Source organism: Acidihalobacter yilgarnensis, from assembly GCF_001753245.1.
Taxonomy (GTDB): Bacteria; Pseudomonadota; Gammaproteobacteria; order DSM-5130; family Acidihalobacteraceae; genus Acidihalobacter; species Acidihalobacter yilgarnensis.
Window position 1 is genome coordinate 335354 of record NZ_CP017415.1, and the last position, 13951, is coordinate 349304.

General features: G+C 60.1%; 14 protein-coding genes and 1 tRNA gene. 13 read left to right on the forward strand and 2 right to left on the reverse strand.

The features are described from left to right. Positions 1 to 6: 6 nt before the first annotated feature. From BI364_RS01645 to speD, 6 genes are read left to right on the forward strand one after another with little or no spacing between them, the layout of a single operon-like run. Entirely contained in the window at positions 7 to 609 is a 603-nt protein-coding gene (locus BI364_RS01645; protein ID WP_070077274.1) for an anthranilate synthase component II, read from the forward strand. After that, a complete protein-coding gene (trpD, locus tag BI364_RS01650; protein ID WP_070077275.1) occupies positions 606 to 1640 on the forward strand; it encodes an anthranilate phosphoribosyltransferase in 1035 nt (344 codons plus the stop codon). The genes BI364_RS01645 and trpD overlap by 4 nt, the downstream gene beginning before the upstream one ends. Continuing rightward, positions 1637 to 2437, forward strand: a complete 801-nt coding sequence (trpC, locus tag BI364_RS01655) for an indole-3-glycerol phosphate synthase TrpC (RefSeq protein WP_070077276.1) — start codon at positions 1637 to 1639, stop codon at positions 2435 to 2437. The genes trpD and trpC overlap by 4 nt, the downstream gene beginning before the upstream one ends. A gap of 36 nt (positions 2438 to 2473) precedes the next feature. Then, positions 2474 to 2890, forward strand: a complete 417-nt coding sequence (locus BI364_RS01660; RefSeq protein ID WP_070079815.1) for an OsmC family protein — start codon at positions 2474 to 2476, stop codon at positions 2888 to 2890. 32 nt (positions 2891 to 2922) lie between these two features. Beyond that, on the forward strand, positions 2923 to 3327 hold the full coding sequence (locus BI364_RS01665; RefSeq protein ID WP_070077277.1) for a VOC family protein: 405 nt from the start codon (positions 2923 to 2925) through the stop codon (positions 3325 to 3327). 31 nt (positions 3328 to 3358) lie between these two features. Next, positions 3359 to 4171: an adenosylmethionine decarboxylase gene (speD, locus tag BI364_RS01670; protein ID WP_407639329.1), complete on the forward strand. Its 813-nt coding sequence runs from the start codon at positions 3359 to 3361 to the stop codon at positions 4169 to 4171. Positions 4172 to 4203: 32 nt separating this feature from the next. Here the strand turns inward: speD and coq7 are convergent, their stop codons facing one another. Both coq7 and BI364_RS01680 read right to left on the reverse strand, forming a co-directional pair. Beyond that, positions 4204 to 4842, reverse strand: a complete 639-nt coding sequence (gene coq7 / locus BI364_RS01675; RefSeq protein WP_070077279.1) for a 2-polyprenyl-3-methyl-6-methoxy-1,4-benzoquinone monooxygenase — start codon at positions 4840 to 4842, stop codon at positions 4204 to 4206. Positions 4843 to 4851: 9 nt separating this feature from the next. Beyond that, complete coding sequence (locus tag BI364_RS01680; RefSeq protein WP_197495797.1) at positions 4852 to 6147, reverse strand: (Fe-S)-binding protein; 1296 nt, start codon at positions 6145 to 6147, stop codon at positions 4852 to 4854. A gap of 22 nt (positions 6148 to 6169) precedes the next feature. On the opposite strand from BI364_RS01680, the gene BI364_RS01685 reads away from it, so the two are divergent. From BI364_RS01685 to BI364_RS01715, 7 genes are all read left to right on the forward strand, one after another. After that, a complete protein-coding gene (locus BI364_RS01685; protein WP_070077281.1) occupies positions 6170 to 6886 on the forward strand; it encodes a DUF481 domain-containing protein in 717 nt (238 codons plus the stop codon). Between the two features lie 38 nt (positions 6887 to 6924). Beyond that, entirely contained in the window at positions 6925 to 7233 is a 309-nt protein-coding gene (locus BI364_RS01690) for a (2Fe-2S) ferredoxin domain-containing protein (RefSeq protein WP_070079816.1), read from the forward strand. Positions 7234 to 7660: 427 nt separating this feature from the next. Beyond that, positions 7661 to 8089: a 50S ribosomal protein L13 gene (gene rplM, locus BI364_RS01695; protein WP_070077282.1), complete on the forward strand. Its 429-nt coding sequence runs from the start codon at positions 7661 to 7663 to the stop codon at positions 8087 to 8089. 17 nt (positions 8090 to 8106) lie between these two features. Further along, positions 8107 to 8499: a 30S ribosomal protein S9 gene (rpsI, locus tag BI364_RS01700; RefSeq protein WP_070077283.1), complete on the forward strand. Its 393-nt coding sequence runs from the start codon at positions 8107 to 8109 to the stop codon at positions 8497 to 8499. Positions 8500 to 8515: 16 nt separating this feature from the next. Further along, positions 8516 to 8589 (forward strand) — tRNA-Gln (locus tag BI364_RS01705). A 247-nt stretch (positions 8590 to 8836) separates the two neighbouring features. Then, entirely contained in the window at positions 8837 to 9934 is a 1098-nt protein-coding gene (locus tag BI364_RS01710) for a porin (protein WP_070077284.1), read from the forward strand. A gap of 161 nt (positions 9935 to 10095) precedes the next feature. Beyond that, the gene (locus BI364_RS01715; RefSeq protein WP_070077285.1) at positions 10096 to 13938 is read left to right on the forward strand and encodes a DUF3683 domain-containing protein; all 3843 of its coding nucleotides are present in this window, start codon (positions 10096 to 10098) and stop codon (positions 13936 to 13938) included. Positions 13939 to 13951 lie beyond the last annotated feature (13 nt).

Sequence of the window (13951 nt, forward strand, 5' to 3'; positions counted from 1 at the left end):
CCAGCCATGCTTTTGATGATCGACAACTACGATTCCTTCACCTACAACCTGGTTCAGTACCTTGGTGAGCTGGGCGCGCAGGTGGAGGTCCGCCGTAACGATGCCCTCGCGCCGGAGGATATCGAGCGCCTCGCACCTTCGCACATCGTTATCTCTCCTGGGCCGTGCACGCCGAACGAGGCCGGCATCTCGCTGGCCGTGGTCGAGCGCTTCGCGGGGCGGATTCCCATTCTCGGCGTCTGCTTGGGGCACCAGTGCATCGGTCAGGTGTACGGCGGTCGCGTGATCCACGCGCGCGAGATCATGCATGGCAAGACTTCGCCCATTCATCATGCCGGCGCCGGGGTGTTCGCGGGACTGCCCAATCCCATGCAGGCGACGCGCTACCATTCGCTTGTCGTCGCACACGAGGGGCTTCCCGAGATATTGGAAGTGACGGCGTGGACCGAAGACGGCGCGGGTGGCTTTGACGAGATCATGGGCCTGCGCCACCGCGAGCTGGCGGTCGAGGGTGTGCAGTTCCACCCCGAATCCATCCTTAGTCCGCAGGGGCACGATCTGCTGGCCAACTTCCTGCGCGTGGATTCGCCGCGGAGGGCTGCCGCATGAACCTGCCCGATGCCATCGCTAGGTTGCTTGCGCGCGAAGATCTCAGCACCGCCGAGATGAGCGATGTCATGGGGCTCATCATGGGAGGGGAGGCGAGCGCAGCGCAGATCGGTGCCTTTCTCATGGGGCTTGCGATGAAGGGCGAAACCGTTACCGAGGTCGCTGCCGCGGCGCATGTGATGCGTAGCCTGGCCAAGCCGGTGCATATCGACACGGTGGGCGTCGTGGATATCGTCGGCACCGGCGGTGACGGCGCACGCACCTTCAACGTCTCGACCACGGCCAGCTTTGTGGTCGCCGCCGCCGGCGGGCGTGTGGCCAAGCATGGCAACCGTTCGGTATCCAGTTCGTCTGGCTCGGCGGATGTACTGGAGGCCATCGGTGTGCCTCTGGATCTGAATCCGGAGCAGATCGCACGTTGTGTGGAGGAAGTCGGTGTCGGCTTCATGTTCGCCCCGATGCACCATGCAGCGATGAAGCACGCCATCGCGCCACGGCGCGAAATGGGTGTGCGCACGATTTTCAATGTACTCGGCCCGCTGACCAACCCCGCTGGTGTGCCTAACCAGCTGCTGGGCGTATTCAGTCCGCGCTGGCTGGAGCCGCTGGCCGAGGTGCTCAAGCGCCTCGGTAGCCGGCATGTCATGGTCGTGCATGCCGAGGATGGGCTTGACGAAATCAGCATCGCCGCGCCTACGCGCATTGCCGAGCTGCGCGATGGCCGGATTTCGAGTTATCGCTTGGCGCCGGAGGATTACGGGTTGGTACGCGCGCCCCTGGATGCGATTCGGGTCGATGATCCCGCCGCGAGTCTGGCCATGATGTCGGGCGTGCTGGCGGGCGAGTTGGGCCCCGCCCGCGACATCGTACTACTCAATGCAGGGGCGGCTCTTTACGTCTCTGGGCACGCGACGGATGTGGCGAATGGCGTGCTTCTTGCGGCCAAAGCGATCGATAGTGGAGCAGCACGTGCCCGACTCGACGCGCTCGCTCGCTTCACCCGGCAGCTTGTCGAGGAGCGGCAAGGATGAATGCACCGCGTCCCGATATCTTGCAGACGATCCTCAAGCGCAAGGCGGAGGAACTCGACGAACGCCGTCGTCATACACCGCTTGCAGAGTTGCGTGCCCGTCTCGACGAGGCCTCACCCGTACGCCCATTCGTCGGCGCGCTCGAGGCTAGCATCGCCGCAGGACGGGCCGGCGTGATTGCCGAGATCAAGCGCGCGTCGCCCAGCCAGGGTTTGATTCGCAAACACTTCGATCCCCCCTCGATTGCACATGGCTATGCCGTGGGTGGTGCAAGTTGTTTATCGGTATTGACCGACCGCGATTTCTTTCAGGGCGACGATGCCTACCTACAGGCTGCGAGGGCGGCCTGTGGCTTGCCGGTACTGCGCAAGGATTTCGTGATCGATCCCTATCAGGTGTACGAGGCGCGCACGCTCGGTGCTGACTGTGTCCTGCTGATCGTTGCGGCGCTTGCCGACGGGATGCTCGCCGATTGTCTCGCGTTGTCTCGCGAGCTGGGTATGGATGCGTTGATCGAGGTGCACGACGCGGCCGAACTAGCGCGTGCACTGGCTCTGCCGGATGGGCTGCTCGGCATCAACAACCGTAACCTGCGCACGTTTGAAACCCGGCTGGAAAATACCCTGGACCTGCTGGAGCGAATCCCAGCCGCGCGCCGCGTGGTGACGGAAAGCGGTATTCACAGCCGTGCGGACGTCGCACGGATGCGCGCGGCCGGTGTGCATGCGTTTCTGGTTGGGGAGGCGTTTATGCGCGCCGACGAACCGGGTACGCAGCTTGCCGCGCTCTTCGATTGACGTCGCGCGCTAGCGCGATCAGGAGGTTTGACGATTATGAAGGCACGGGTCAAATGGCTGGATCACATGAGCTTCGTGGGCGAATCCGAGAGCGGCCATTCGGTGGTCATGGATGGTGCCGCCGAGTTTGGTGGTCGTAATCTCGGACTGCGCCCGATGGAGATGCTGTTGCTTGGCATGGGCGGTTGCTCTTCCTTTGACGTGGTGAATATTCTCAAGCGAGGCCGCCAGGAGATCGCGGGTTGTGAGGTTCTGCTCGATGCTGAACGCGCGACCGAAGATCCCAAGGTTTTTACCCGCATTCACGCGCATTTCGTGGTTAGTGGCCACGACCTGAGCGAGAAGCGCGTGGCGCAGGCGGTGCAGCTTTCGGCCGAAAAATATTGCTCGGCCTCGATCATGCTCGGCCAGATGGCTGAGATTACGCACGACTACGAAATCGTAGCGATCTGACGCTCGCGCTGGCCGAATCAGGGAGGTTTTCAATGCAACGTCCACCCGTAACGGGCGGGATGCGCCATCTGGCCTTGAACGTCATCAAGCTAGAGGCTGCCGAACGCTTCTACGTCGAGCTTCTGGGTATGAAGGTTGAGTGGCGCCCGGATCCCGACAACATCTATCTGTGCTCCGGATGCGACAATCTGGCGTTGCATCGCGCGCCGTATGAATCGCATGTGGCGCACGGTCAGCGGCTCGATCACCTCGGCTTCATCCTGCGGACGCCGGAGGATGTGGACGCTTGGCACGCTTTTTTGCAGACGCATGAGGTACCAATGGATCAGCCGCCCAAAACCCACCGTGACGGTGCGCGCAGCTTTTACTGTTTCGATCCGGATGGCAACCGGGTCCAAATGATCTATCATCCGCCCGTCGCCGCCGCCTGCGGCTGAATCGATGGCAAATCCTGGGAGGGCGCAGCGGGTGTCCAAGGCTAAACAGCGCAAAATCAAGCTCCATGGCTTTAATAATCTGACCAAGAGCCTGAGTTTTAATATTTACGATATCTGCTACGCGCAGACCGAGGAACACCGGGCCGAGTACATCGCCTATATCGATGAGGTCTATAACGCCAAGCGGCTGACGCAAATCATCACCGAAGTGTCCGATATCATCGGAGCCAATATTCTCGATGTGTCGCAACAGGACTACGAGCCCCAGGGGGCGAGCGTAGTCATGCTCATTTCCGAGGAGCCGGTTGTCTCCGAGCAGGTGGCAAACGTGGAGGAGCCTGGGCCGTTGCCGGAAACCGTGCTGGCGCACCTCGATAAAAGCCATATCACCGTGCATACCTATCCGGAGAGTCATCCCCAGGGGGGAATCAGCACATTTCGGGCAGACATCGACGTGTCGACCTGTGGGCGGATATCTCCGCTGCGTGCCCTGAACTACCTGATCCACAGTTTCGAGTCTGATATCGTAACGGTCGATTATCGCGTGCGTGGCTTTACTCGTGATATCCGTGGCAAAAAGCACTACATCGATCACAAGATCAACTCGATCCAGAATTTTCTTGCCAGCGATACGCGCGAGCGCTACCAGATGATCGACGTGAACGTCTATCAGGAGCACATCTTCCACACCAAGATGTTGCTCAAGGAGTTCGGCATCGACAACTATCTGTTCGGCATGGGGCGTGAGGATTACACCACTGCGGAGATCAAGAAAATTGAACGCCGTCTCAAACGCGAGATGGCGGAAATTTTCTATGGTCGCAACCTGGTACGCGCGAGCTGAGTAAGCAGCGCCTGGGTGGCGGTTGGCAGGCGTTAGATCCGTTCGGCGGTTGCGGTCATCACCTTGGAGACCACGCGCATCAGCCCGCGTATCGGCGCCGGCAGCTTCGCGGCGCCGGCGGTGCGGGCCTTATGTGCGTGGTGCGCTTCGTCCTCCCGCATTTGTACGAGTACTGCGCGACTGCGCTGGTCGTCCTGTGGCAGCCTGGCGAGGTGATCGTCTAGGTGACGTACCACCTGCTGTTCGGTTTCGTCCACGAAGCCGAGGCTCCAGCGGTCCCCTGCAATCCCCGCGAGGGCGCCGATACCGAAGCTGCCCCAATACCAAAACGGGTTCAGATAACTCTTATGGGCGCCGGTCGCTTCCAGGCGCGCTTCGCACCAGGACAGATGATCGTTTTCCTCATCGGCGGAGCGGCGCATTTGCTCGCGTATGCCGGCGTCCCTGGCGGTGATGGCCTGTCCCTGATAAAGGCCTTGGGCCGCTACTTCGCCCGCATGATCGATACGCAGAAGTCGGCCGGTAAGGTGGCGTTCGTCATCGCTGAGTTCGGCCTCGGGTAAGCCGGTGGCGGGATTGGGGCGCGCGGTGGTTGCGGGTTTTGCGTAGACCGTGCGTAACGACTGGTCGATCGCACCAAGGAAGTGATCTAGCGGGCTGAGATGTCGCATGGGTCAAGCCTAAGCGACGGGCCTGGATGCCGCAAGAGGGGCAAGCCGGCGAGCGATCAGATTTACGGGATGCACGACCTCGATGGACAGGCCCGCCCGCTGCAGGGCAGCCCGGATGTGCAGGGCGCAGCCGACATTCGAACTGACGAGGATGTCGGGTGCCATTTTCGCAAGGTCTGCGACCTTGTCCGCAACCAGCGCATCGGCCATTTCGGGGTGATCGATCATGTAACGGCCAGCAGCGCCGCAGCAACGGCCGTTATGCGCCACTTCCAGTAATTCGATGCCGGGGAGGCGGGCCAGTGTTTGTGTGACGGCGTCATCGCTATGCATTACCCGTTTCAGTGAGCAAGGCGTATGTACCGCGACGCGTAGCGTCGTGGGTAGCAAAGACGCGCGCGACCAGTCGGCCCTTTGTAGAAACGCGCAGATATCTTCGGTGGCATTGGCCATTTCGCGTGAATCTTCGCCGCACCAGGCGGTCGAGTCCTTGAGCGTCGCACCACAGCCGCTGGCGGTGCTCAAAATCGGCAGATCGGTTCGGAAGGCGGCCTGATTTTCACGCGCCAGTGTTTGGGCGCCCGCTTCGTCGCCCGCGTGTAAATGCAGTGCGCCGCAGCAAGTCTGGGCTACGGGTATGTGCACGCGATAGCCGAGGCGAGTGAGTACCTGTCTGGCAGAGATTAGCGTCTCTTGATCGAAGACTTCGCTAGCGCAGCCGGTGAATAGCTGTACTTCGCCGGCATTTTCGGATTGATCCGGGTCTTGGTTCGGTGGGTTATCCGTCTCGACGAGTGTGGTTTTTTGCATGGGTGGGAGCAGGCTGTGTAGCCTGCCGGCGCCCATGAGGCGGTCAATGCCCGTGAATCGAGATAAGCGCCAGGGCCCGCCGTGCCGCCAGGCTCTCAAGCAGACGCGCATAAGGTACCGAAAACGACGACTGTGTGTGAACTGGCGGAGCAACCAGGACTCCAAGGGCCGTACTGGCGGTCGCGCACCTCGGTCGAGCAGTTCGGCGCGCGCAGCGTCGAGCAGGCTGGCATACGGGACGCGTGACGGGCACATGTCCTCGCAAGCGCGGCAGACGAGGCAGCTCTCAAGATGCTCGGTGAGACGTGCGTCGGCGGGGAGGTCGCCTCGCGCCAGGGCTTGGATCAGGGAAACGCGCCCGCGCGGGGAGTCACCTTCCTGTCGTGTCTGAAGGTAGGTCGGACAATGCGGGAGGCAGAGCCCGCATTGCACGCAGCTGTCGGTTGCGGCGAAGCGTTCGGGATGTGCGGCGGCATATGCCTGATGGGTATCCATCCTATTCACCGGAGGTTTGTACATGCGTTTGTTTGCCTATATTACAGTCTTGTGCTGTCTGTCCGCCTATTGCGCGACAGCATGTGCAGAACCGCCACCTGCAGGTTGGTCCGGCAACACGCAGGTGGGTGGCGTGCAGACGACCGGCAATACGCAATCGAGCACCGCAGATGGGAAGTTCAAGCTCAATTTTCTACGTCATCCTTGGCAGAATACGGTTCGCTTGAGTGGTTTGTACGCGTCTACCAACGGCACGACGAATGCGCAAAATTGGCAAGGCTCGAATCAGACGCGGTATTCCATCACCAAGCACAACTATCTATTCGGTCTGTTCAATGCCCAGGCAGTGCGTTTCAGCGGTTATGACTATCAAGTTTCCGAGGTATTCGGACTTGGCCGGCGCCTGTACGATAGTCCTCGGCAGACGCTCGATATTGAGGCCGGTATGGGCGCCCGTCAGAGCCGCCTGTCCGAGGGTGGGGCGCGTAGTGTAGGGATCAGTCGCTTGGGCATGAGCTACGACTTCGATATTACGGAGCATTCTGAATTTACACAGCATGTCTCTATGGAAACCGGTGTGAACAACACCTTCATCAAGTCGGTCAGTGCGCTCAAGATGAGCATTTATGGTCCCTTGAGCGCAAATCTGAGTTACACCATCACGCACAATAGCAACGTTCCGACGGGTACGCGCAAGACGGATACGATATCGTCGGTCACCCTGGAATATGTCTTTTGATGTCAGACAAACCACAATCGATTACCCCGGAGCTTGCGATGAGCTATTACGAACGGCATGTTTTTTTCTGCACCAACCAGCGCGAAGGTGGAAAGGCCTGTTGTGGTGATCATGGTTCGGCCGAGTTGCGCGCCTACGCGAAAGAACGCACCAAGGAGTTGGCGATTGCGGGCGCCGGCCGGGTGAGGGTCAATATCGCGGGTTGCATGGGGCGTTGTGAAGAAGGGCCGGTGTTGGTCGTCTATCCCGAGGGGGTTTGGTATACCTACGAGGATAAGGCCGATTTGGATGAAATCATCGAAGAGCATCTGCAGCACGGCCGTATCGTAGATGCCTTGAGAATCTGAAGATCCAATTGACTTGAATATTATAATATTGTAATGTACGTGCGTGATGTGAGTCTCGCCAGATCATTGGCCTCATTCCACATCCCATCCTCCTTTGGTGGTATTGAGCGCGGCCTTTCTGGCCGCGCTTTTTTTTGCTTGGTCGAGTGTGGTGATAGATGGGTGCACGGCTTGTTTGACGTTATTACCAGAACACGGTCATGTATGTTCTTGCTGAATATTGGCATGAGTTGATGCTGGCCTCTCCCCTGATTCGTGCTTTGGGTGCTTGAGGCAAGGTCGGTCCCCGCCTTCTTTCGATGGGCTGCAGGTAGGCATGGATGCTTGCACGCGAGCGCGACGTCGGTTAAGATTCGGCCCCTTTCTGTTGGGCGGCGGAGCGTGTGCATCGCGCCGCGTAAGATCACATTCGGAGCAGCGATACACGATGAAGACCTTTAGTGCAAAACCGGCCGAGGTGCGGCGCGATTGGTACTTGGTGGATGCCAAGGACAAGACCTTGGGCCGTCTTGCTACCGAGATCGCACGTCGACTGCGCGGCAAGCACAAACCCGAATACACGCCGCATGTCGATACCGGCGACTACATCGTGGTTGTCAATGCGGGCCAGATCCGCGTGACCGGCTCCAAGACCACCGACAAGATCTACTATCATCACACCGGCTACATCGGCAACATGAAGTCGGCGAGCTTCGAGAAGATGATGCAGAAGGATCCGACCAAGGTGCTTGAGATGGCGGTCAAGGGTATGCTGCCCAAAAATCCGCTGGGTCGCGCGATGCATAAGAAGCTGAAAGTATACGCCGGTGCCGAGCACCGCCATGTGGCGCAGCAGCCTGCGCCGCTCGAACTCTAACGTATCAGGAAAGATTCATGGCACTGACTCAGTATTACGGCACCGGCCGTCGCAAAAGCTCTGCAGCACGCGTCTTTCTGCGCCCAGGCTCCGGCTCGATCACGATCAACACCAAGTCTATCGATGAGTATTTCGGGCGTGAAACGGCCCGGATGATCGCGCGGCAGCCGCTTGAGGCTGTTCAGTTGAGCGACAAGTTCGACATCAAGATCACCGTCGAAGGCGGTGGTTCCAGTGGTCAGGCAGGCGCCATTCGTCTGGGCATCGCACGCGCCCTCCAGATTTACGATGAGAGCCTGCGTCCCGAGCTGCGCCGTCACGGCTTCCTGACCCGGGATGCGCGTGAGGTCGAGCGAAAGAAGGTCGGTCTGCGCAAGGCTCGCCGCGCAACCCAGTTCTCCAAGCGCTAATCCTCTCGTCTGTTCTTGGGGGATCGTCTAGCGGCAGGACTACGGACTCTGACTCCGTAAACCTAGGTTCGAATCCTAGTCCCCCAGCCAAAATAAAAAGGCCCCGTTACCGGGGCTTTTTTATTGCGCGCGGGTGTGTGCATCGCAAATTATGTCTCCGCAGGGAGACAGGCTATAAGCGTGGTTTGGCGTCAAATGTTGCATTTATGTTACATAGACGCACATATGTGTGTTTTTCACACAGAAATCCTTGCGTGTGTATTGTCCGCCGCGTATAAAGGCGAAGTCCTGCAACACAGGGCTCGTTGACAACAAAATTCGCAAGGAGTCATGACTCATGAAGAAAACCCTTATCGCTGCCGCGGTGGGCGCGGTGATTGCGGTCCCCGTCGTTGCACAGGCGGATGTGACCCTGTACGGCAAATTCGAGCCATCGCTCGACTACCTCAACACCAACACCACCGGTGGCGTGACCAACGGCAGCTCGACCAGCAAGAGCATCTCTGGGTTCTCCCTGAACAGCTCGCGTTGGGGCGTCAAGGGTTCCGAGGATCTGGGTGACGGCCTGCGCGCGCTGTTCCAGGTCGAGAGCACGATTTCCACCGACGGCAAGGCCGCACTGGGCAACCGTAACACCTTCGCGGGCATCGCCGGCGGCTTCGGCACGGTGATTGCCGGTCGTCACGACACTCCGATGAAGAGCCTGGGCCGTGCGGTCGACCTGTTCGGCGATCAGATTGGCGACAGCCGTAACCTGATCAGCGGCAAGTACGACAGCAGCAAGGGCTTCGACCAGCGCGTGCCGGACATGATCGCCTACGTCACCCCGCAGATGGGCGGCTTCAAGGTTGTCGGTCAGTACGGCTTTGACGGCGGCGTGAAGAGCGGTTCTCTGTACAGCCTGTTGGGCGAGTACAAGATGGGTCCGATGATGGTCGGCCTGGCCTACGAGAACCATGGCAAAGGCCTGTACAACGGCAGCAAGGCCGAGACCGGCGTGCGTTTGGCAGGTAGCTACAAGATCGGCGCCTTCAAGCTGGTGGGCCTGGTCGAGCAGCTGACCAATCTGGGCGGTTACCAGTACATCGGTAACAGCTCCGCGAACCCGAAGGCCAAGGCCACCGTGTATGGCTTCGGTGGCATGTACACCATGGGCTCGAACGCGATCAAGGCGCAGGTGTACCAGGCCAACCCGGATGGCAGCAACAACAACTCCACGATGTTCGCGATCGGCTTTGATCACACCTTCAGCAAGCGTGTGATGGCCTTTGTCGACTACGCGCACATGACCAACCAGAGTGGCGCGATGATGAACGTATGGGGCGGCGGTCACAGCGCCACCTACGTCAATGCCAACAACAGCCCCGCGACCGTTACGGTGGGTGCTGGCAAGAACCCCTATGCCATCTCCACCGGCATGATGATCAAGTTCTAAGCCTTTTGGCCTAGCACTGGTTCCGGGACGGGCGCCTTAAGGGCGCCCGTCTTTGTTTGTGGGCTCAGAAACTGCCGCATGCGGCAATTCCACCTTTGTGCACGGCTTTTTGTTTGTGGGCGATCCCCGTATGCTTGGCGCTTTGCACCGGCACGCCTGCAATGTCTGAACGTATTCGCGAAATCCCCTATAACTACACCTCCTTTTCCGACCGTGAAATCGTGATCCGGTTTCTCGGCGAGGCCATGTGGGAGATCCTCGACCGGCTACGCAATACCCGCCGTACGGGAATTTCCGCGCGCATGTTGTTCGAGGTGCTCGGCGACATGTGGGTGGTCACCCGCAATCCCTACATCCAGGATGATCTGCTCGGTAATCGCAAACGTCAGGTGCAGCTGATCGAGGCCATGCGTCATCGACTGGATCAGATCGTGGCGCGGGCCGAGGGTAATGACGACGCCCTGCGTCTGGCCGAGGCGGCGCGTACCGCGGTGATGCGTTTTGCCGAAGGCTTCCCCGCCGAACGCAAGCGACGCGCACGCGCATTGCGGAGATTCTCGCGGCACACGCGGCGCGACAACATCGATTTCGGTGGTCTGGCTCGGGTGTCGCATGTCACTGATGCCACCGATTGGCGCGTGGAGCTGCCCTTCGTTGTGCTCACGCCTGACAGCGAGGCGGAGATGGCTGCACTGGTGCAGGATTGTATCGCCCTAGGCCTCACCGTGATCCCGCGCGGCGGTGGCACCGGTTATACGGGCGGGGTCATTCCATTGACGCCGGACAGTGCGGTCATCAACACCGAGAAGCTGGAGGGGCTCTCCGAGGTGCGTCTTGCCGATCTGCCGGAAGGACCGGCGCAGGTGGCGACGGTGCGTGCCGAGGCGGGAGTGGTCACCAATCGGGTGTCCGAGCGCGCGGCCGAGCATGGTCTTGCCTTCGCGGTTGACCCGACCTCTCAGGATGCCTCGACCATTGGTGGCAACGTGGCGATGAATGCCGGCGGCAAGAAGGCGGTGCTGTGGGGCACGACGCTGGACAATCTAGTGTCCTGGCGCATGGTGACGCCAGAAGCGGAATGGCTTGAGGTCGAGCGGCTCGGACATAACCTTGGCAAGATTCATGAGCAGACGCAGGTGCGCTTTCGCGTGACGCGCTACCGCGCGGATGGCAAGACGCCGCGCGGCAAGCCTGAAATCTTGAGCTTTGCCGGCGCCAGTTTCCGCAAGGCGGGACTCGGCAAGGATGTGACCGACAAGTTTCTCGGTGGATTGCCGGGGATACAGAAGGAAGGCTGCGATGGCCTAATTACCTCCGCGGTCTTCATTTTGCACCGTATGGCGGCGCATACGCGCACGGTGTGCATGGAGTTTTACGGCGCCGACCTGCATCAAGCCGTGCCGGCCATCGTGGAGATCAAGAATTTGCTCGACGAAGACTCAAATGTGGTCCTCGCCGGTCTGGAACACCTTGATGAGCGTTATGTACGCGCGGTCAAGTACACGCCCAAGGGCGCGCGCGGCGAACGGCCCAAAATGGTGCTGATCGCGGATATCGCTGGCGATGACGAGGACGCAGTGGCGCGTGCGGCTTCCCGTGTGGTGCGAGTCACCAATCAGCGAGGTGGTGAGGGATTCGTGGCGGTGAGCCCAGAGGCGCGCCGCAAGTTCTGGGCAGACAGGGCACGTACCGCAGCGATCGCGGCACATACTAATGCATTCAAGATCAATGAGGATGTGGTGATTCCCCTGGAACACCTCGCCGCTTACAGCGAGGGCGTGGAACGCATCAATATCCGCCTGTCGATCAGCAACAAACTGCGCGTGGTCGAGGCCATGATCGCCTGTCTGGCAGGCGATCTGCCCGAACTCAAGCGTGTGATCGGCTACGAGGCCAGCGATGAGGGTGAGCGCCTGTTATCGGTCAAGCGCACGGCTGCGCTTGACCACCTGCGTGCGGTCGAAGGGCGTTGGCGCGGACTGCTGGCCTATGGCGAGGCCCTGGCGTCGGACCATTTGGCCTGGGTGCCGGAAGCGTTACGCGGCCGCGTGCGCGAAGGAGACACGCCGATGCGCCTGATGCTGCGCCGCGATCTGGTGGTGTCCTATCGCGCCGAGGTTGAGCGGCCACTCAAGGAGATTTTCGACGGGCGCGAGTTCGAGCCCTTGTGCGCACGACTCGACGGTATCCACCGCGAGATTCTATCGGGTCGGCTGTTCGTTGCCCTGCACATGCACGCGGGCGACGGCAACATACACACCAACATTCCGGTCAATTCGAACGATTACGCGATGATGCGTGAGGCGGAGACAGTCGTCGACGAGATCATGGGCTTGGCCAAGGGGTTGGATGGGGTGATCTCCGGCGAGCATGGCATCGGTCTGACCAAGATGCAGTACCTCGAACCGGCGGCTATCGAATCGTTTGCCGCCTACAAGCAGCAGGTAGACCCTGAGGGACATTTCAATCGGGGCAAGCTGATGCCCGGCTCCGGTCTGATGCGCGCCTATACGCCGTCACTGCGGTTGGTTGAGCAGGAGGCGTTGATTCTTGAGGCGAGCGAACTGGGTGACCTGAACAACGACATCAAGGACTGTCTGCGTTGCGGCAAGTGCAAGCCAGTGTGCGCAACGCATGTTCCGCGCGCGAATTTGCTGTATTCCCCGCGCAACAAGATATTAGCGACAGGCTTGATTATCGAAGCATTTCTCTATGAGGAACAGACCCGGCGGGGCATTTCCCTGCATCATTTCGAGGAAATGAATGACGTGGCCGATCATTGCACGGTATGCCACAAGTGCCTCAACCCCTGTCCGGTGAATATCGATTTCGGTGATGTGAGCGTGCGTATGCGCCATATCCTCAAGCAGCGCGGTAAGCGTACGCGCAGTCCAGTGACGGCCTTATCAATGGCCTTTCTCAACGTCAAGGATCCTGCGACGATACGGTTGCTGCGCAAGACGATGATCGAGTGGGGATACCGCGCCCAGCGCTTCGGACACGGTGTTTTCCGGCGTCTGGGCCTGTTGCGCAACCATCGGCCGCCGGCGGCGACCACCGGCAAGCCGACGTTGCGCGCGCAGGTGGTGCAGTTCGTGAAAAAACCTATGCCCGGCGGATTGCCAGCGCAGACCATGCGTGGCTCCCTCGGCCTCGAAGACGCCAATATGGTGCCGGTGCTGCGCGATCCGGTGGCGACCACCGACGAATCCGAGGCCGTGTTCTACTTCCCCGGTTGCGGCTCCGAGCGCCTGTTCAGCCAGATCGGGCTGGCGACCTTGGCCATGCTCTACGAGGTCGGCGCGCAGACCGTGTTGCCGCCGGGTTATCTGTGCTGCGGCTATCCGCAAACTTCCGGGGGTGACGTCGAGAAGGGGCGACAGATCACCACCGAGAATCGCGTGTTATTTCACCGGGTGGCGAACACGCTCAATTATCTCGATATCAAGACGGTGATCGTTTCCTGCGGCACTTGCATGGATCAGCTGCTCAAATATGAATTCGAACGGATATTCCCGGGTTGCCGTTTACTCGATATCCACGAGTATCTGATGGAAAAAGGCGTCAAGCTCGATGGCGTTGAGGGCGTGCAATATCTCTATCACGATCCCTGCCACACACCGATGAAGACCTACGATCCGATCCAGGTCGCCTCGGATCTGATGGGGCAGTCGGTTAGTCTCTCGGACCGTTGCTGCGGCGAAGCCGGCACCTTCGCGGTCAGTCGCCCGGATATTGCGACGCAGGTGCGTTTTCGCAAGGAAGAGGAACTTCGAGGGGGGATCAAGGCGCTGACGGGCAGCGAGCGGGCGGAGGCTGGCAACGTCAAGATGCTTACCAGTTGCCCGGCCTGCCAGCAAGGGCTGGCGCGCTATGCCGAGGATACCGGGTTGGATACCGACTACATCGTGGTCGAGCTGGCGCGTCACCGCATGGGTGCGGCGTGGGCGGAGGGTTTCGTCGAGCGCGTGCGCAACGGCGGTATTGAGCGCGTACTGCTGTAGTGCCGCCTGCCGG

What these genes read in the sequence shown, in the direction of transcription:
- BI364_RS01645 (WP_070077274.1), top strand. Translation starts at nt 7, where the DNA reads ATGCTTTTGATGATCGACAACTACGATTCCTTCACCTACAACCTGGTT.
- trpD (WP_070077275.1), top strand. Translation starts at nt 606, where the DNA reads ATGAACCTGCCCGATGCCATCGCTAGGTTGCTTGCGCGCGAAGATCTC.
- trpC (WP_070077276.1), top strand. Translation starts at nt 1,637, where the DNA reads ATGAATGCACCGCGTCCCGATATCTTGCAGACGATCCTCAAGCGCAAG.
- BI364_RS01660 (WP_070079815.1), top strand. Translation starts at nt 2,474, where the DNA reads ATGAAGGCACGGGTCAAATGGCTGGATCACATGAGCTTCGTGGGCGAA.
- BI364_RS01665 (WP_070077277.1), top strand. Translation starts at nt 2,923, where the DNA reads ATGCAACGTCCACCCGTAACGGGCGGGATGCGCCATCTGGCCTTGAAC.
- coq7 (WP_070077279.1), bottom strand. Translation starts at nt 4,842, where the DNA reads ATGCGACATCTCAGCCCGCTAGATCACTTCCTTGGTGCGATCGACCAG.
- BI364_RS01680 (WP_197495797.1), bottom strand. Translation starts at nt 6,147, where the DNA reads ATGGATACCCATCAGGCATATGCCGCCGCACATCCCGAACGCTTCGCC.
- BI364_RS01685 (WP_070077281.1), top strand. Translation starts at nt 6,170, where the DNA reads ATGCGTTTGTTTGCCTATATTACAGTCTTGTGCTGTCTGTCCGCCTAT.
- BI364_RS01690 (WP_070079816.1), top strand. Translation starts at nt 6,925, where the DNA reads ATGAGCTATTACGAACGGCATGTTTTTTTCTGCACCAACCAGCGCGAA.
- rplM (WP_070077282.1), top strand. Translation starts at nt 7,661, where the DNA reads ATGAAGACCTTTAGTGCAAAACCGGCCGAGGTGCGGCGCGATTGGTAC.
- rpsI (WP_070077283.1), top strand. Translation starts at nt 8,107, where the DNA reads ATGGCACTGACTCAGTATTACGGCACCGGCCGTCGCAAAAGCTCTGCA.
- BI364_RS01710 (WP_070077284.1), top strand. Translation starts at nt 8,837, where the DNA reads ATGAAGAAAACCCTTATCGCTGCCGCGGTGGGCGCGGTGATTGCGGTC.
- BI364_RS01715 (WP_070077285.1), top strand. Translation starts at nt 10,096, where the DNA reads ATGTCTGAACGTATTCGCGAAATCCCCTATAACTACACCTCCTTTTCC.